17 protein-coding genes and 1 tRNA gene are annotated in these 18,661 nt (G+C 33.6%); 9 read left to right on the forward strand and 9 right to left on the reverse strand.

Features of this window, described 5'->3' with window-relative positions; translation table 11 throughout:
* Window positions 1–2 precede the first annotated feature (2 nt).
* From AA088_RS13670 to aroC, 5 genes are all read right to left on the reverse strand, one after another.
* Window positions 3–863, reverse strand: a complete 861-nt coding sequence (locus AA088_RS13670) for a sulfurtransferase (RefSeq protein WP_241483419.1) — start codon at window positions 861–863, stop codon at window positions 3–5.
* Window positions 853–1,884 carry a glutathione synthase gene (gene gshB, locus AA088_RS13675; RefSeq protein ID WP_082106759.1) on the reverse strand — a complete coding sequence of 344 codons (1,032 nt, stop codon included), beginning with the start codon at window positions 1,882–1,884 and terminating at the stop codon, window positions 853–855. The genes AA088_RS13670 and gshB overlap by 11 nt, the downstream gene beginning before the upstream one ends.
* Before the next feature lie 61 nt (window positions 1,885–1,945).
* Entirely contained in the window at window positions 1,946–3,394 is a 1,449-nt protein-coding gene (locus tag AA088_RS13680; RefSeq protein ID WP_046745592.1) for a dicarboxylate/amino acid:cation symporter, read from the reverse strand.
* Window positions 3,395–3,422: 28 nt separating this feature from the next.
* Window positions 3,423–3,935: a hypothetical protein gene (locus AA088_RS13685; RefSeq protein ID WP_046745593.1), complete on the reverse strand. Its 513-nt coding sequence runs from the start codon at window positions 3,933–3,935 to the stop codon at window positions 3,423–3,425.
* Window positions 3,932–4,996 carry a chorismate synthase gene (gene aroC / locus AA088_RS13690; RefSeq protein WP_046745594.1) on the reverse strand — a complete coding sequence of 355 codons (1,065 nt, stop codon included), beginning with the start codon at window positions 4,994–4,996 and terminating at the stop codon, window positions 3,932–3,934. The genes AA088_RS13685 and aroC overlap by 4 nt, the downstream gene beginning before the upstream one ends.
* A gap of 185 nt (window positions 4,997–5,181) precedes the next feature.
* Here aroC and AA088_RS13695 point away from each other — a divergent pair, with 185 nt between their 5' ends.
* Together AA088_RS13695 and AA088_RS13700 are read left to right on the forward strand one after the other, a co-directional pair.
* Window positions 5,182–6,012 (forward strand): UDP-2,3-diacylglucosamine diphosphatase, encoded by an 831-nt coding sequence (locus tag AA088_RS13695; RefSeq protein ID WP_046745595.1) that lies wholly within the window; start codon window positions 5,182–5,184, stop codon window positions 6,010–6,012.
* A gap of 94 nt (window positions 6,013–6,106) precedes the next feature.
* Window positions 6,107–6,931 (forward strand): hypothetical protein, encoded by an 825-nt coding sequence (locus tag AA088_RS13700; protein WP_046745596.1) that lies wholly within the window; start codon window positions 6,107–6,109, stop codon window positions 6,929–6,931.
* Window positions 6,932–6,941: 10 nt separating this feature from the next.
* Here the strand turns inward: AA088_RS13700 and AA088_RS13705 are convergent, their stop codons facing one another.
* Window positions 6,942–9,860: an FAD-binding and (Fe-S)-binding domain-containing protein gene (locus AA088_RS13705; protein WP_046745597.1), complete on the reverse strand. Its 2,919-nt coding sequence runs from the start codon at window positions 9,858–9,860 to the stop codon at window positions 6,942–6,944.
* Window positions 9,861–10,031: 171 nt separating this feature from the next.
* Here AA088_RS13705 and AA088_RS13710 point away from each other — a divergent pair, with 171 nt between their 5' ends.
* The 3 genes from AA088_RS13710 to AA088_RS13720 all read left to right on the forward strand — a co-directional run bounded on the left by AA088_RS13710 (window position 10,032) and on the right by AA088_RS13720 (window position 11,959).
* Window positions 10,032–10,505 carry a hypothetical protein gene (locus AA088_RS13710; protein WP_046745598.1) on the forward strand — a complete coding sequence of 158 codons (474 nt, stop codon included), beginning with the start codon at window positions 10,032–10,034 and terminating at the stop codon, window positions 10,503–10,505.
* 82 nt (window positions 10,506–10,587) lie between these two features.
* Window positions 10,588–11,733, forward strand: a complete 1,146-nt coding sequence (locus AA088_RS13715) for a TlpA disulfide reductase family protein (protein ID WP_046745642.1) — start codon at window positions 10,588–10,590, stop codon at window positions 11,731–11,733.
* 143 nt (window positions 11,734–11,876) lie between these two features.
* Window positions 11,877–11,959 (forward strand) — tRNA-Tyr (locus AA088_RS13720).
* Between the two features lie 169 nt (window positions 11,960–12,128).
* Here AA088_RS13720 and AA088_RS13725 read toward each other — a convergent pair.
* Window positions 12,129–12,776: a rhomboid family intramembrane serine protease gene (locus AA088_RS13725; RefSeq protein ID WP_046745599.1), complete on the reverse strand. Its 648-nt coding sequence runs from the start codon at window positions 12,774–12,776 to the stop codon at window positions 12,129–12,131.
* Window positions 12,777–12,836: 60 nt separating this feature from the next.
* Between AA088_RS13725 and AA088_RS13730 the strand changes: the two genes are divergently transcribed.
* The gene (locus AA088_RS13730) at window positions 12,837–13,733 is read left to right on the forward strand and encodes a lysophospholipid acyltransferase family protein (protein WP_046745643.1); all 897 of its coding nucleotides are present in this window, start codon (window positions 12,837–12,839) and stop codon (window positions 13,731–13,733) included.
* Between the two features lie 4 nt (window positions 13,734–13,737).
* Here AA088_RS13730 and AA088_RS13735 read toward each other — a convergent pair whose 3' ends face one another.
* Window positions 13,738–14,208 carry a hypothetical protein gene (locus AA088_RS13735; RefSeq protein ID WP_052752904.1) on the reverse strand — a complete coding sequence of 157 codons (471 nt, stop codon included), beginning with the start codon at window positions 14,206–14,208 and terminating at the stop codon, window positions 13,738–13,740.
* A gap of 87 nt (window positions 14,209–14,295) precedes the next feature.
* Here AA088_RS13735 and AA088_RS18035 point away from each other — a divergent pair, with 87 nt between their 5' ends.
* The 3 genes from AA088_RS18035 (at window position 14,296) to AA088_RS13745 (ending at window position 16,970) form a co-directional block, all read left to right on the forward strand.
* Window positions 14,296–14,388: a YqaE/Pmp3 family membrane protein gene (locus AA088_RS18035; RefSeq protein WP_082106761.1), complete on the forward strand. Its 93-nt coding sequence runs from the start codon at window positions 14,296–14,298 to the stop codon at window positions 14,386–14,388.
* A gap of 144 nt (window positions 14,389–14,532) precedes the next feature.
* Window positions 14,533–15,528: a dienelactone hydrolase family protein gene (locus AA088_RS13740; protein ID WP_052752905.1), complete on the forward strand. Its 996-nt coding sequence runs from the start codon at window positions 14,533–14,535 to the stop codon at window positions 15,526–15,528.
* Between the two features lie 146 nt (window positions 15,529–15,674).
* Complete coding sequence (locus tag AA088_RS13745) at window positions 15,675–16,970, forward strand: erythromycin esterase family protein (protein WP_046745601.1); 1,296 nt, start codon at window positions 15,675–15,677, stop codon at window positions 16,968–16,970.
* Window positions 16,971–17,145: 175 nt separating this feature from the next.
* Here the strand turns inward: AA088_RS13745 and glmM are convergent, their stop codons facing one another.
* Window positions 17,146–18,534 carry a phosphoglucosamine mutase gene (gene glmM, locus AA088_RS13750; protein ID WP_046745602.1) on the reverse strand — a complete coding sequence of 463 codons (1,389 nt, stop codon included), beginning with the start codon at window positions 18,532–18,534 and terminating at the stop codon, window positions 17,146–17,148.
* Window positions 18,535–18,661 lie beyond the last annotated feature (127 nt).

Raw genomic sequence — 18,661 nt, forward strand, 5'->3', positions numbered from 1 at the left:
AGTTATAAATTACTAGTATTCATACTGATTTCTGTAGATAATGTGCCCCATTCTGTCCATGAACCATCATATACTGAAAAGTTATGGTATCCAGCTATTTCAGCAGCTAAAGCCAAGATACAAGCTGTAATTCCTGAGCCACAGGAAAATATAAATGAGGGGTTACTTTTAGAAAATTTTTCAAAAATAGCTCTTATTTCCTCTGCATTTTTAAACGAATAATTGCGTAATACATTTGTATATGGTAAATTTTTAGAATTAGGAATTTGTCCGCTTCTCAATCCGGCTCTAGGTTCTGGAATTTTACCTGTAAAACGATTTTCAGAACGTGCATCTATAATTAGACTATCAAGATTCAAAACTTCTTGTTGCATTTCTTTATAGTTTTTGAAGAGATACAAGCTATCTTTTCCTTGAAAATCTCCATACTCTCCAATATACGTACGTTTTGTTTCCAATGAATATCCGGCTTTTTTCCATGTAGGAAAACCTCCATCTAAGACTGCTATATTATCAAATCCCATAACACGAAACATATACCAAACCCTTGGAGAAGAATAAATTCCAAATTCATCATACACCACAATAGCACTGTCTTGATGAATGCCTAATTTTTGAGCTTCTTTAGTAAAAGTTTCAACAGAAACCATTGTATTTGGAAATAACGCATCCTCTTGGCTAAATTTCTTTTTAATATCAAAAAAACGAGCTTTGGGGATTTGTTGAGTTTCCTCTGAAATATTTGTACTTGTTACACGTGGAATCGTACCGTTTAAAACGACAAGATTGGTTGCATGAAGATGTTCTTGCAACCAATCTGTAGAAACTATTGGGCTTGTTATGTGTATTTTTTTAAGCATCATCTACTGTTTTGCGTAGGCGAACACGTCTGTCAAACGCTTGTAACTTATCTACTACTTTACTTTCTATAAAATCAATTACTTTTTCTTGCAAACGAATTTTATAGACTTTATTTATATAGGTAATTCCTCCTGGTGACATCACATTGACTTCTACTAATTTTCCACCAATTACATCAATTCCTACGAAATATAAGCCGTCTTTAACTAGTTTAGGTCCTATTTGTTTACACAAGGCTTTTTCTGCCCTAGAAAGTGTGTGTTTTTGCACGCTTCCTCCTGCACTTACATTTGAACGATGATCGTCACTTCCTGGTACACGACGCATTGCTCCTATGGGTTCTCCATTAAGTAATAAGATACGTACATCTCCATGCTCAGCTCCTTCAATATAGTCTTGAAGAATCACATAATTAGATGTACCATCACTATTGGTTATATAGAAATCCAACAATGATTTGATGTTATTCATTGCAGATTTTTCAATTAATATTACTCCCGAACCACCAAAACCATTTAAAGGCTTTAAAATCATTTTATCCGCTTTGGACTCTTTAATTTGTTGTACTAAATAGTCTTTATTCTTAGAAACATGTGTGTTTGGAATAATATTGCTATGAGCATCACCAAAAGCTGCGGTATACAGTTTATTATTAGCTTCACGCATACCTTCTAAAGAATTGACAATGAAAACATCATCTTTTACCGAATCTAAAAAGTTCAACATGATTGGATCTAACGGCGGATTGGCTCGCATAAATATTACATCAAACCCTGCTAATGGAAGCATTTCTTCTCGTAAAGTAGCTTTCGCATAAAACGATTTTAGAGAATTAGGCACTTTATCCATCCGACCAATAACGGTACAAAAAGCATTCGTCACACTATCTCGAATGGTTAAATTTGAGGGGGAACAGGTGGCTACTCCATGTCCTCTTTTAACACATTCTTTAATCAAAGCTAAACTTGTATCATTCTCAGGATCAATTTGTTCCCAAGGATACATTAAAAAACAGATATTCATGTAAGTGTTTTTGATTGGTTATTTTCCAGAAAATATAGTAAATTCTGTAGACTTTACCATATTATTTGGAAGTTTCGTAATTATCATCCCAATTTTTAGGGTGTGGATCGTGTAACTTATCTAATGATTTTGCAACAAGCATAGACACTGTAGCATCTCCTGTTACATTTACTGTAGTTCTACACATATCCAACGGACGATCGATTGCAAAGATTAATGCAAGTCCAATTGGCAACAATTCTGGTGCAAAACCTACCGATTCTAGCACAATAACCAACATTACCATTCCCGCACTAGGAACAGCAGCACTTCCAATAGAGGCTAATAAAGCTGTAAACACTATTATTAATTGCGTTTGAAAAGTAATGTCGCCTGGTGTTAGAACTTGCATGATAAAAACTGCGGCAACTGCCTGATACAAACTTGTTCCATCCATATTGATTGTAGCTCCTACAGGTAATACAAATCCAGAAACTTCTTTATCAACTCCTAAATGCTCCTCTACACGTTCCATAGTAACTGGTAAGGTAGCAGCACTTGAACTTGTGGAAAATGCCAGTAATTGGGCAGGGCTTATTTGTTGTAAAAACCACAATGGTGATTTTTTAGTATACACACTCACGATGATTAAGTAAAAAATAATCATCAAAATCAATCCTCCTATTACACACAATCCGTATGACAGTAATTTCAATAGTATTTCAGGATCATCAAAAGCAACAATTACATTGGCCAATAGGGCAAATACAGCATATGGAGCAAATAACATAATCAAATCGACCATTTTCATGACGACTTCATTGAGTGAATCAAAAATGTCAATCATCGGTTTGGCTTGCTTTTCAGGAATCAATAACAAACAAATCCCAACGAAAAGTGCAAAGAAAATAATCTGTAACATTTTAGCTTCACCCATTGCTTTGAAGATATTTTGCGGAAAAATGTCTACTAAAGCCTGTAATGGTCCTGCATCTTTTTGCGCTGCAGCTTTGGTAAGTTTATCACTAACACCATCAGAATCTGCATATTTAAGCTTGATTTTTTCAATTGTTTCTTTTGGCATTCCTGCACCAGGGCGTACTGTATTTACAATTCCTAATCCGATAATAATCGCTACCAATGTTGTGATTACATAAATTGAAATAGTACGCAATCCCATTTTCTTAATTTTAGCAATATCTTTTAGGTCAGAAACACCTTTGATTAAAGAGGCTAGAATTAATGGAACTGCAATTAATTTTAAGAGATTGATAAAGATTGTTCCAAAAGGTTTGATCCAACGACTTATAAAATATTCCGCACGTGTAGTTTTGATTGTTTTAGCTTCTATTTCCTTAACAGAAGAAACGATTTCTCCATTTACAATTTCTTGAACAATTTCTTGAGAGGCTGGAATTTCTTTTAGAATGACCATTTCTTTTCCCCAAGAAGTGGATAATAAAATAAAGGCGAAAAGTACGCCAAGAACCATTCCTATTAATATTTTCCAGTGTAAAGCTATTTTTTTCATGCGTATGTAAAAATTTCTATTGAAACGACTATTTTTCTGAGGTTGGGTTAAACATATTTGTAATAGATTTTCTTAAAGAAAGAATCGCAATCCCTACGAATACATATAATAAACTTATGTATAAAGTTTCTTTTGTGCTCTGTATACTATTAAACTCAAATCCGTATGTATTTATATTATTCTTTACCAATATATAAAGATTCATTAAAATATGCGGTAAATTCATAAATACCATGTATAAACCTAAGACTGTGAGCACCATTTTAAAGATATATTTCGCCTGAAGATTTGAAAAGTCAAACCGTTCCGTAGAAAATCCTTTGTCTAATTGAAATAATTGAACAATCTGACTAGCTTTTGCAAGCATTAATAAAACCAGTGCAAAAAAAGTGAGAGCAATTGCTAAGTAGCCAATAATCAAATCTATTTCACTTATCTGTACCACAAAAACAGTATTTGCCATGAAAACTACGACTCCTTCAATGAATAAAAAAAGGGCTATAATCTTGATCACAGCAATAAAAAAGTCTTTTACACTCATTGCTTGATGGTTTTATTAAGTAAATAATAATCTGCCAACACCAACGCTGCCATAGCCTCTACAATAGGAACAGCTCGCGGTACGACACACGGATCGTGACGTCCTTTACCTTGCATTTCAACAATAGCACCTTCTTTGTTAATTGTTTCTTGTGTTTGCATGATAGTTGCTACAGGTTTGAATGCGACGTTGAAGTAAATATCCATTCCGTTACTAATTCCACCTTGAATTCCGCCAGAAAGATTGGTTTTTGTGCTTCCATCAGCATTAAAAATATCATTGTGCTCACTACCTTTCATTTTGGCTCCTTCAAAGCCACTACCATATTCAAAACCTTTTACCGCATTGATTGACAGCATGGCTTTTCCTAATTCTGCATGGAGTTTATCAAACACAGGTTCTCCCAAACCAATGGGTACATTTTGAATTACACACATTACTGTACCTCCTATAGTATCTCCTTCTTTACGAATTTGTCGAATTTGTTCTTCCATTTCTGCAGCTTTTACAGGATCTGGGCAGCGTACAGGATTACTTTCTATCAAAGAAAAATCCAATTCATGATAAGGTGTATCCAATGTTATATTCCCAACAGACGATACAAACGCATGTATTTTTATGTCTGCCAATAGCTGCTTTGCAATAGCACCAGCTACCACTCTACTAGCCGTTTCACGAGCAGAACTTCGCCCACCGCCACGATAATCCCGATGCCCATATTTTTGATCATATACATAATCCGCATGGGAAGGACGATACGTTTCTTTGATATGTGAATAATCGTGTGATTTTTGGTTGGTATTATGAATCGCAAATCCAATAGGAACTCCCGTTGTTTTTCCTTCAAAAATACCCGAATAAAACTCTACCGTATCTGGTTCTTTACGTTGTGTAACAATAGCTGATTGTCCTGGTTTTCTACGGTCTAGCTCCGCTTGTATTTGTGCCATATCTAATGACAATCCTGCAGGACAACCATCAATAATTCCTCCTATTGCAGCGCCGTGCGATTCTCCAAAAGTTGTTAATTTGAATATTGATCCGAAAGTATTTCCTGCCATAGCTATTTTTTAACAAAGGTAAATTTAAACTAACAGAATTAAAAACCCAACAAATGCTTAAAATTAACTTAACATTTGACCGTTTCTATTGATAAATTGTTAACATTCAAACATCTAAGCTTAACAGTATTTTTTCATCTGTAAATTGCCTTTGCTTTTTATTTGTAGTGCTGTAAAAATTATTCATGAAAAAACGTAAAATCGATCTTGTTGTCATTTCAGATGTGCATTTAGGAACATTTGGTTGTCATGCTGACGAGTTGCTCTCTTATTTGAATAGTATTGATCCAAAAAAGATCATCTTGAATGGAGATATCATCGATATATGGCAATTTAGAAAACGTTATTTCCCAAAAACGCATTTAAAGATTATTAAAAAATTGATTGATTTCTCAACAAAAGGTGTTGAAGTAATTTACATTACTGGAAATCATGATGAATCGCTGCGTCGTTTTTCAGACACTAGATTAGGCAACTTTTCTTTGGTAGACAAACTTGTATTAGAATTGAACGGAAAAAAAGCCTGGTTTTTTCACGGAGATGTTTTTGACGCTTCTATTCAAAATGCAAAATGGATTGCAAAACTTGGTGGTTGGGGCTATGATTTGTTGATTCGCTTAAATAGTGTCATTAACTGGTTTTTAGTCAAATTTGGCAAAGAAAAGTATTCATTGTCTAAAAAAATTAAAAACAGTGTAAAGAAAGCAGTAAAGTACATTAATGATTTTGAAGAAGTTGCAGCCGATTTAGCTATTGATAATGGGTACGGATATGTGGTTTGTGGACATATTCACCAGCCGCGTATGGAAAAAAAGATGAACCGAAAAGGTTCTTGTATTTATTTGAATTCTGGTGACTGGATTGAAAATTTAACTGCTTTAGAGTATCATAAAAATCGTTGGAAATTGTATCGCCATTCCGAAGATCGATTGACAGCATTTTATGCAGACGAAGAACTCAAATCAATGGATTACAAAGATTTATTGGCTGCTATTACCATCATGAAAAAACCATAATAAAACAAAGGTTTTCAAATAAATTTCTTGTCGTTTTTAAGTTTTCTTTTGCAGTTTTGTGAATTTTAGTAACTTGTTTTCCTAAAATAACCCAATGAAAAAAAGCGCTCTCTTTTTTGCATTCTGCACATTCTTTTTGATTGTATCTTGCGGAAGCGATGACGATACCAATTCTAGTCAATCACAAAGTGGAAATTATTTTCCTGCGACACCTGCTAATTATTGGAAATATGATGTAACTGTACCCAATGGTAATGGAAGTAATCAACTTATGATTGATTCGCTGTATGTAGCCTCTAGAAGTGGAAATTCGTTTACTCTAGGTGTGAATACAACAAATATTGGGTTTGGTTTTATGAACAACATGCTAACTACAGGGACTTTGACCGAGCAAGGAACTGCTCTCACTATTGATAGTAGTTTTAGCATTCCTATTAATGGAATTACTGCAGGAATCAATTTTGAAAATCTTGTATTGTTTGATAGCAATGCTACTAACAATCAATTGTTATATACAACTTCAGATACATTTACGCAAAACTTTCAAGGAGTGCCTATTACGGTTAATTATACCGTGAGTTCTGTAAAAACAGACGAATTAAATTCACTGACAGTAGCTGGAAATTCATATTCAAATATAAATGTTGTCGATATTGATGTAGAAGCTTCCATCAGTACTTCAATAGATGTTTTTGGAATCCCGACAACAATTTCTATTCTCGACGCACAAGACATTATTCATATGAAGACATATTATGCAGCGAATGTTGGTATTATCAAGTCTGACTCTCAGTTTTCTTACCAACTTAACCCAACAACCGTTGCGCTGTTAGCTAATTTTAATATAGATTTAGGAATTCCTTCTTCAGACACTTCTGAAAATATTCAGGAATTAAATTCATATATGGTTGAAGATTAAAATGTGTCTTTTATTTTAAGGCACGTCGCAAAATTGTAATAGGATGCAAAGCTTCTCTTTGTGTTCCATCTTTAATTTGATGCCTACAGCTCGTTCCATTAGCTGCAATAATTGTAGTTGCTTGTGATGCTCGAACCGCAGGAAATACAGATTGTTCACCTACTTTCATACTTACTTCATAATGCTCTTTTTCATACCCAAACGAGCCTGCCATACCACAACAACCCGAAGCAATAATAGTGGGTTTATAGTTCTTAGGAAGATTCAAAATGTCGTATGTATATTTTTGATTAGACAATGCTTTCTGATAACAGTGTGCATGAATTTTAATTTCTTTTACTTCTTCAGTAAACGCTTCCGCAGAAATTTCGCCAGCTACAATTTCATTTGCTAAAAATTCTTCTAGCAAATACGTGTGTGCTGCAATTTTCTTTGCTGCGTTTTGATTGTCTGCCAAACGTATATATTCGTCACGAAACGTGAGAATTGCAGAAGGTTCTACACCTACCAACACTGTATTTTCATCAAGCACATCTTTAAAAACAGCAATGTTGTGATTTGCAACTTTTTTTGCTTCTGCTAAAAATCCTTTTGAAATGAATGTACGTCCACTTTCTTTGTGGGGAACATATTTAATTTCATAACCTAATGCAGACAAAAGTACAATGGCATCCTCTCCTATTTCAGATTCTAAGTAATTGGTAAACTCGTCATTGAAAAGATATACTTTTTTAGCTTTTCTGTTTTTTGTATTAAGCTGATTTAAAGACTTTTTTAATATATTATCTAATGTTTTACTTGAATTTAAAGGCAATGTGCGTTCTGGCGCAACTCCTAGCTTTTTTTTGATGATTTTTGAAGTGAATCCGTTGCTCTTTACAAAATTTGATAACTTCGGAAATTTACTCGCCAATCGATTGGATTTAGTAGAAAACGCAAACGATTTGTCACGAAACGTTGGTTGGTTACTTTTATAATATTGATATAAAAATTCAGCTTTCAAAGCAGCGACATCTACATTACTTGGGCATTCACTTGCACAGGCTTTGCAACTCAAACACAAGTCAAATACTTCCTTCAATTCTGAGTGGTCAAAGCGATTTTCCTTTTCCGATTGCGTTAAAAATTCGCGAAGTGCATTGGCACGTGCACGCGTTGTATCTTTTTCATTGGTAGTAGCACGATAACTCGGACACATAGTTCCTGAAAAACTTGCAGGTTTACGACAATCGCCTGAACCATTACATTTTTCGGCAGCTCGCAAGATTCCTAAGCTATCGGAAAAATCAAAAATTGTATCAATTTCTGGTTCATCACGGTCAATTTCATAACGTAACGAAGTATCCATTTTAGCTGCATCAACAATTTTCCCTGGATTAAAGATATTGTTTACATCAAAAGTTGCCTTCAGTGTTTTTAATAATTCATAATTCGTTTCTCCAATCATAAGAGGAATAAACTCTGCACGTACAATACCATCGCCATGTTCTCCACTAAAAGAACCATTGTATTTTTTAACCAATAGAGCCACGTCATGTGTAATCTTTCTAAAAAGCGTTACATCTTCTTTTTTCTTTAAGTTTAATATGGGGCGTAAATGCAATTCTCCTGCGCCAGCATGTGCATAATACACTGCTTTTTGCTGGTATCCTCTCATAAGTTCGGTAAATTCTGAAATATAATCTGCCAAATCTTCTAATGCAACAGCAGTGTCTTCAATACAAGCAACTGCTTTTTTATCTCCTACAATATTCCCTAACAGGCCTAATCCTGCTTTGCGTAGTTCCATTGCTTGCCCAATTTGTTTTCCTTTTAATATTGGAAAATGATAACTTTTCCCTTCACTTTCTAGCGATTGAATTAAAGCATTGGTTTGTAATTCTAGGGCATCTTCAGTATCAGAACGTAATTCTAACAACAATATCGCTTGCGGATCATCTTTTACAAAAAATCTATTTTTTACTTGTGATGCGTTAGATTTGGTGCAATCGAGAATGATTTTATCCATCATTTCGCACGTATACAAGTTGTGTTGCATGGTCAAGGAAACTGACTGTAAGCAATCTTCAATACTATGATAGTGAGCAGCAATTACGCAATTTTTTTCAGGTTGCACATCATCCAATTGCAACGTTATTTTTGTGGTAAATGCGAGTGTTCCTTCACTTCCTGTCAACAGTTTACACATATTGAACGTTTCTCCATTTTCAGAAAAAGGCTGCATTTGTAACAATTCGTCAATTGCATATCCTGTGTTTCGCCTATGGATAGTTTTTTTAGGAAACTCAGCTAGTATCATTCGTTGCGCATCTTCATCAGAAAGCATCTCAAAGATGCTTTGATAAATAGCTCCTTCAAGTGTTTTTTCCTTTCTTTTTTGATGAAATATGGTTGTAGAAATTTCTCCAAAAGTGACTTCACTTCCATCGGAAAGCAATACATCCATTGCCAATACTTTATCCCTTGTTACACCGTATTTTATAGAGGTTGTTCCTGAGGAATTATTTCCTACCATACCACCAATCATACAACGATTAGATGTAGATGTATTAGGTCCAAAAAATAGATTGAATGGTTGTAAATGTGCATTCAATTCATCTCGTACTACACCAGGTTGCACAACTACTGTTTTAGCAAGAACATCTACATCAATAATTTGTGTAAAATGTTTAGATACATCTACAACGATTCCTTCTCCAACACATTGTCCTGCTAACGAAGTCCCTGCAGTTCGAGGAATTAAAGAAGTTTCATGCGTTTGCGCAAAAGATATCAATTGTTTTAAATCATCAATTGTTTTGGGATAAGCTACTGCTAACGGAAGTTTGCGATACACAGATGCATCTGTAGCATACAAAATTCTGTGAAGATCATCATAAAATAAAGTTCCTTCAAAAGTTGATTGTAACTGTTCTAATCTTGCTTTCATGCGCCTACTTTGTATACTTTTTGTAATTTTTTCGGCAATATAATGCTTAATTTTTAGTTATAAATAACAAACCATGTTGGTATCTTCAAGAAAATATCAACAACTTAAACAGACTGACAATTCAACCAAAATTACGCTTTATTAATTTGTGTCTAATTAAAATTTATAAACATGAAAAAGTTACTTTTGGTAAGCATGCTATTTATGGGATATCATGCATCTGCACAACAAATTTCAGAGAATGCTTTGGGCTTGCGTATTGGCGGAAACAATGGTTTTGGCACTGAAATTTCCTATCAACGTGCTCTTTGGGACAATAATAGACTTGAATTGGATTTAGGTTGGAAAGACAGTGACGAATATGATGCTTTCAAGCTTACTTCTTTATATCAATGGTTATGGAACATAGATGGAAAATTTAATTGGTATGCCGGTGCTGGCGGCGGAATTGGTAGCTGGAGCAGCAATCGAGAACTTACCAACGACGGTTTTTTTGTATTTCTGGCAGGTGACATAGGTATTGAATATTCGTTTGACTTTCCATTAGCACTCTCATTAGATATTCGCCCTGAAATAGGATTTGATGATGGATTCAACGACAATCTAGATTTAGACTATGCTATTGGTGTGCGTTATCAGTTTTAGTTTTTTACTAGGGTAATTCTTCTCATTTAATTAAATTTGCGTGCTTTATTAATTAAATCATTCAATAAAAATGTATACAAACGTGAAAAAAACTTTTTTAATCGCTTGTTTAACAAGTATGTTACTATTTATTTCTTGTCAAGAAGGAACTAACAATACAGGAGAAGGTTATACAATAGAAACTACTATTCAAGGAATACCTGATGGTGTTCGTGCATTTTTGAAAGTTCCGAATGATAAAGGTGTTCCGCAACCTAAAGATACAGCAATCGTTCAAAACGGTCGTTTTACCTTTACTGGAAAAGTAGATCATCCTGAATTAGGTTTTATCTACATAAATGGCGCAGAAGGAAACATTAATTTATTATTAGAAAACGCTTCTGTAAAGGTAGAAGCACATAAAGACAGCTTAGTAACTTCCAAAGTATCAGGAGGAAAGCACAACCAAGAATATGTAGATTTTATAGCTAATTCGAAAGTATTGGCTGATAAAATCAAAAATGTCCGTCAGCGTTATGCTATTGCAGTAAAAGCTAAAGATAGCATAGCAACAAACAGCATTAGAGAGGAAATCTCTTCATTAGAAAAACAAGCGATTCAATATCAAGAAGATTATGTAAAAGAGCATCCTACTTCTTACATATCTGTGATGTTAGTCAATCGTTTGTTGCGAAATAAATTTACTACGCCAGCAAAAGCTAAAAGTTTTTACGATGCATTGCCTGCAGACATGAAAAAAACACGTATCGCAGAAGATTTATTTATACGATCCAATGAAATGCTTCGTGCTGCCGTTGGCTCTGTAGCGCCTAATTTTTCTGCTCCTACTCCTAACGGGAAGACAATTTCATTACAAGATGTAAAAGGAAAAGTAACAATCATTGATTTTTGGGCGGCTTGGTGTGGTCCATGTCGTAGAGAAAATCCGAATGTAGTTAAACTCTATGAAAAGTATCATAAGGACGGATTGGAGATTATAGGTGTTTCTTTAGACGGTCGTCCCAATCAACAAAATGCTAGAGAAGCTTGGATTCAAGCTATAAAACAAGATGGGTTGACGTGGACACAAGTGTCTAATTTGGATGGTTTTAGAGATAACATTGCCCGAACTTATAATGTACGCTCTATTCCTGCAACCTTCATTTTGAACGAAAAAGGAGAAATTGTTGACAAAAACCTACGTGGAGCGCAATTAGAAGCCAAAGTCAAAGAACTTTTAGGGAAATAAGTTGTTTGAAATACTATTTTTTTAAAAATTTCAAAACTGATTATCAACTGTTTAATTTTTAATTTGAAAAAACGCTAAATTTTTATTTGCGTGCATCAAAAACAATAGTATATTTGCAACCGATTTTATAACAAAATAGCGTTGGGGAGATACTCAAGCGGCCAACGAGGACAGACTGTAAATCTGTTGGTTTTTACCTTCGCAGGTTCGAATCCTGCTCTCCCCACAACAATTGAAGCCACGTTAATAAACGTGGTTTTTTTATGGATAAAAGTCAAAGAACTGTACTGTGATGCTTGCAACGATTAATTTGCACAATTTTCCGACTATGTTCGAAATATTTAAATACGTTTTCTGTAAAAGCTACAGCTATAAATTTGCAGTTATCAGAGCAATTATATTTTCCCTGTTTTATTCATTACAAACAATACAATAATTGGAATCAACAAAAAGATTACAATTAACGTATCAGTGTATAAAATACTAGGACGAAGCAAAATTGCCAGTAAGAAACCCGCAACAGCACCTCCAAAATGTGCATCATGCCCAATATTTCCAAGTTGCTTTTTCATTCCATATATGGAAAATACTAAATAAAAAATTCCAAAAATATAAGCCTTGATTGGTATTGGAATAAACATCAGGTACAAATTCATATCTGGATATAATAAAATAGCCGCATAGAGCACTCCAGAAACAGCTCCACTTGCGCCTAATGCACTGTAATGGTATTCATCCTTGTGAAAATAGAAGGATAAAATATTCCCTAATAATAAACTACCTAAATAAATTAATAGAAAGTGAACTGCGCCAAATTGATGCACAACAATAGGAGCAAAAAAATACAGTGTAAGCATGTTAAAAAATAAGTGCATCGGGTTTGCATGTAAAAATCCAGAAGTTAACATTCGTAAATGTTCTCCGCGTTTAATTGCTCCCACATTGAACAAATACTTACTTTGAAATTCATAATCTTCAAATCCTTTCAGTGATGCCAAAACATTTGCAATTATTACACCTATGGTTACTAAATCTAAATTCATTTGTAAATAGCCTTTATTACGTTTCAAATATAGCTATATTTGCCAAAATCTAGTGTGCACATGCAATTAATCGCATTCATTTTAGTATATCCAATTCTCTGGTTGATTTCTATTCTTCCATTTCGTTTACTGTATTTATTTTCAGATTTTTGTTATGTTCTCGTTTACTATATCATTGGATATCGTAAAAAAGTTGTCAAAGAAAATCTTGCTTTAGCGTTTCCTGAAAAAAGTGAGGCTGAACGATTACAGATTGAAAAAAAGTTCTACCACCATTTATGCGATATGTTTTGTGAAATGATTAAATCATTAACTATTTCGAATGCATCATTGCGAAAGCGTTTCACTTTTACCAATGTAGAATTATTAAAAGCTTACGAACAGAAAGGGCAAAGTATTATGTTACTTTCTGGGCATTATGCCAATTGGGAATGGATGAATATTTTAAGTGATTATGTATCGTTTAAAGGATTTGGTGTATACAAAAAACTTCAAAACAAATACTTTGATAAACTTGTTCGTGATATTCGTGGTAAATGGGACGCAGAATTAATTCCTACCAAGAAAACATTCAAAATCATAAAAGAGAACCAAGACAAAGGATTACTAGGAATTTACTTTATGGTAAGTGACCAATCTCCAAAACCTCAAAACACGTATTTTTGGACTGATTTTATGGGAGTTACAGTTCCTTGCTTTACTGGGTTTGAGGTACTCGCCAGACGTTTTCAAATGCCTTTTATTTATTTTAAAATAGAAAAAGTAAAACGAGGACATTACCAAGCAACTTTCATTCCGTTGGCAGAAGAAAATATAAACGACCTTCCTGAGTATGAAGGTACAAAGCTATTCTATCAAAAGTTGGAAAAACAATTATACGAAGCTCCAGAATATTATTTTTGGATTCATAAACGGTGGAAACATAGAGACAAAGTGCCTCCAGAGTTTCAAAAATAATATATTACACTACTCTACCTTCTTTTGCAGCTTTTTGATCCAATCCTGCTCCGATGGCTAATCCGATAGCCAACCCAATAGGCAATCCAAAAGCTATATTTCCTAGAGCAAATCCCCAAGGCAGTCCCAATGCCATTCCTAAAGGCATCCAATAACTTACATAATATCCTTTGTGAACTAACTTGTGCTTGATTGCTGCAGTTGTTTTAATTGAACTTTTCTTTTTACAATACGGCCTACGAGTTTCTTTATTTTCTAATGCTTTTTGAGTTGGAATCAATTCTACCAATGCTTCTACCTCATACTGAAACTCTTTTAAGGATTTTTGTGACTTTGCATGCGTTGTCATCTTTTCTAACAATCGTTTAATAAAGGGGATTTCTGCCTTTTTTAGTTGTGCTTCGTCATACGAAGCTGTTTTTTGATCAATGCGTGCAATCTGTTGTTTTTTCCAGTCTGTATATGTTGTTTCCATTTCTATTTTTTATAATTCCCTAAACTATACGTAGTAATTTTTGTGTTTTGTTACAACAAGTTATGATATAGAGGCTTAAAGTACGGAATGTGTGGGACTTTTTTAGCAAACGCAATCTTAACATTATTAGCATGGTTGTCTGGCATGATTCATGCTTTTATCATAAACAGTAAAGCATAAAATATACCTGTCTTTAAATTTATCTCTAATTTATATGATGACAATATTAACATCAAATTATTAAAAAAAATCGTTTATTTATCATAATAAAATTTACTACAAATAGTTTTCTTATTCAGTCAGTCATCAAACAAAATAATTAAAATGAGATTATTCATAATAGTTCTATTTTTAAGTGTTTATCATATATCTTTCGCACAAAGAACAAAAATCATTAAAGCGTATAAGCATCATTCGGTTGTTCTAAAAAACGACACAATAAATTATCATACTTATTCTAAAAACGGTATCAACTCAACAAAAAATCTATTGCTATATATTCAAGGTTCAAAAGCAATGTCTTTGTACCAAACAATGGAAGAAGATGGAAAAACTTATGTAGGAACAGTCATCCCTCTTGATTTCAATCTCTTACCTGACGATTACCTGCTTGTGGTAATTTCAAAAAAGGGATTCCCTTTCTTAACAGAAATGGATAAAGAATTTCCTGTTCCAAAAGTATATTATGCGAATCAGACTTTGGCTTACAGAGCTTTCCAAGCCGATCAAGTAATTGATAATCTACTAAAAAATCATAAAAATCAGTTCCAAAAAATTATAGCACTTGGACATTCTGAGGGTAGTGATGTTGTTGCGAAACTGGGAACAATAAACAAATATATAACACATTTTGGATATTGGTCAGGTGGAGGAAATACACAATTTGTTGACTTTGTAACTTTCATTAGGAAAGATGTTGATAAAGGAAAACTGACTGAAGAGCAAGCCAAACTGAAAATTGATTCATTATTCAACGATTTAAAAAATATTATGGCTAACCCAAATGCTACTGACAAATTTTGGCAAGGAAATAACAACAGTTATAGGAGATGGAGTGGTTTTTCGGAGCCACCAATTGAAAATTTATTGCAAATTGAAAAGCCAATATTCGCAGCAATCGGAACAAAAGATCAGGCAGTAGCACTTGAATCGGCTTACTTAATACCAATAGAGTTTATAAGACACCAAAAAGATAATTTAACTTTTAAAGCTTACCCAAATTTAGATCACGTATTTGGAAAAGAAATAAGAAACGGAAAATTTGAAGAGCATTTTAATGATGTCTTTATAGATTTTTTAAATTGGGTAAATGAAAAGTAAAAACGTATACCAACATCACATATAAAAATAACTATTCACAAGTGTTTAAGAAAAAAAAGAACTGGAAAAGTTAGTTGAATCTTTAAAAACCCACTACTTTTTATATAGAGACACGTTTCAAAACATTTAGAGCAAACATTCTACTGATGAGAATATATATAGTATTCATTTATTTTTTTCTATCATTTCCAACATATAGCCAAAACATTAAGGTTGTAAATTGGATTAATGCAAATGCCATTAAAATTGAAGATGCTAATCCTGATACACAACTTATAACTTTTAAAAGCAATATTCCTAAGAAATTTGAAAATGCAAAAATTTTTGGATTTGGTGAAGCCACTCACCACGGAAAAGAGTTTTTCGATATTAAAACTAAATTCTTCAAATTTCTGGTAGAAAACCAAGATGTTAAAGTTTTTATCATTGAGGATTCTTATACTTCAGAATTTGGAATCAATGAATGGATTAGTGGTGGAAAAGGAAACGTTGAAACCATTGCTGAAAATTTCAGCATTTATCCTTGGCACTGTAAAGAAGTTGTCAACCTGTTAAAATGGATAAGAAATTATAATTTAACAAAAACTGACAATGAAAAAATTCGTTTTTATGGAATGGACATACAAAATGTACAAAACATAAATAATGAAATACGCTATTTAGTTAAAAAATATAATATAACAATGAGTGAGGAACTTCTTTCTGTAGCTGATGCTTGTGCAAATAAAAAAATAGAGTACAACAAAAAGACCGATTGGGCTGATAAGAAAATTCCAAAATTGAAAGAGATTGAACGTATCTTAAGTGACTTCCAAAAGAATGTTAATAACGATAGTCACAAGGAATTTACTTCAACAATTAGAGCTTTGAACTACTTGATTAAATATACTTACTATCTTCAAAATTCTAAAAGTACTGTTCGTGATTTAATGATGTTTGAAAATGTTAAATGGATAATAGAGAATGAAACGTCAAATGGTAAAGCGTTTATTTGGGCTCATAACGAACACATAAACAATAAAGAAATGCTCTCTCACGGAAGTGGCTGGATTAACTTGGGAGCACATCTAAAAGAACATTATAAAGATGATTACTATAGTGTTGGTTTTGATTTTGGCAAGGGAACATTACGAGGTTTTGTGGTAAGAAAAAACGAACCAAATTACTGGGAAACTTACCAGATAGATGAACCTTTTCGAAAAACATATTCTAAAACATTATTTGAAGCTAAAGAAGATATTTATTTTATAGATATGCGTAATGCTTCAAAAAATATTCCGTCCGAGTTTTTCAACAAGAAAAGTAAACAATTAATCTTAGGAGCATCAGGTTTTAATCCTGAAAAATATTATCTAATCCCTAAAAAGTTTTCAGAAATGTATGACGGGTTAATTTTTGTTAAGAATATCTCCATTCCAAATTATGAATTGAGCGAGAAATAAATATTATCGATGGTAAAAAACACTCAAATTGAATAGACAAATGAACAACCTATTTACAAAGTAATTGAGTGGATTAATGAAGAATAAAGGGATTTAGAATGATAAACACTCTTTTCTGCCAAAAAAGCCACCAAAAAGGCAGCTTTTCTAGTTATATTTTTAATTCACTTTAACTTTACAAATTTGCAATCGCAGAAATCTCGTTCATAATGCGTTGTGCAAGTTCATCAGCTTCTTGTTGTGACTTTGCTTCTGTATAAATTCGGATGATAGGTTCTGTGTTCGATTTACGCAAATGCACCCAATTCTCAGGAAAGTCAATTTTTACACCATCAATTGTGGTTACATTTTCATTAGCATACTTCTCCTCCATCGCTTTTAAAATTCCATCAACATCTAATTGTGGCGTGAGCTGGATTTTATTCTTACTCATAAAATAACTTGGATAACTGTCACGTAATTCGCGAACAGTCATATTCTTTTCTGCTAAATGTGTCAAGAACAAAGCTACTCCTACTAGCGAATCACGTCCGTAATGAAGTTCTGGGTAAATAATTCCTCCGTTTCCTTCTCCTCCAATCACAGCATTCATTTCCTTCATCTTAATTACAACATTCACTTCTCCAACAGCACTCGCTTCATAGCTTCCTCCATGTTTCTCTGTGATATCACGTAACGCACGTGACGACGACAAGTTTGAAACCGTATTTCCTTTGGTTTTTCCTAATACATAATCAGCACAAGCAACCAAAGTATATTCTTCACCAAACATTTCACCATCATCACAAATAAATGCCAAACGATCTACATCTGGATCGACTACAATTCCGAAATCTGCTTTTTCTTTTACCACCAGTTCCATAATATCGGTTAAATGCTCTTTTAACGGCTCTGGATTGTGTGGAAAATGCCCAGTTGGCTCACAATACAATTCTACGACATCAACATTCAATGCATGTAGCAACTTCGGAATAGCGATTCCTCCTGTAGAATTCACACCATCTACCACCACTTTAAAGTTTGCTTGTTTGATTTTTGCCGCATCAACCAGAGGAAGATTAAGTACTTCTTCAATGTGTTTGTCAATATAAATATCGTTTGGTGTCACAGTTCCAAGATGGTCTACTTCTGCAAAATTAAAATCGTCACTTTCAGCAATTTCTAAAATTTTGGCCCCATCATCACCATTTAAAAATTCTCCTTTATGATTTAATAATTTTAAGGCATTCCATTGTTTTGGGTTGTGACTGGCAGTTAAAATAATTCCTCCATCAGCTTTTTCTAACGGAACAGCTACTTCTACCGTAGGCGTTGTAGACAATCCGAGATCAATTACATCAATTCCTAGTCCAACCAAGGTGTTTACAACGAGACTTTGAATCATTTCTCCAGAAATTCGTGCATCTCTACCTATTACTACTGTGAGTTGCGACTTGTTATACTCGTTTTTTAACCAAGTCCCGTAGGCACTGGCAAATTTTACGGCATCAATAGGAGTCAAATTATCTCCTACATTTCCTCCTATCGTTCCTCGAATTCCTGAAATGGATTTGATCAATGTCATGTTTTATCTAATTTTAATTCACGCAAATATAAAAGATATTGATGGAAATTGGAGGTTCAATAATAGTATTAATCATTTCGTAATCTTTTAAAAGATCAAGACATATATCATTAAGAGACTTCGTGTG

Source organism: Kordia zhangzhouensis, assembly GCF_001005305.1.
In the GTDB taxonomy this organism is placed as follows: Bacteria; Bacteroidota; Bacteroidia; order Flavobacteriales; family Flavobacteriaceae; genus Kordia; species Kordia zhangzhouensis.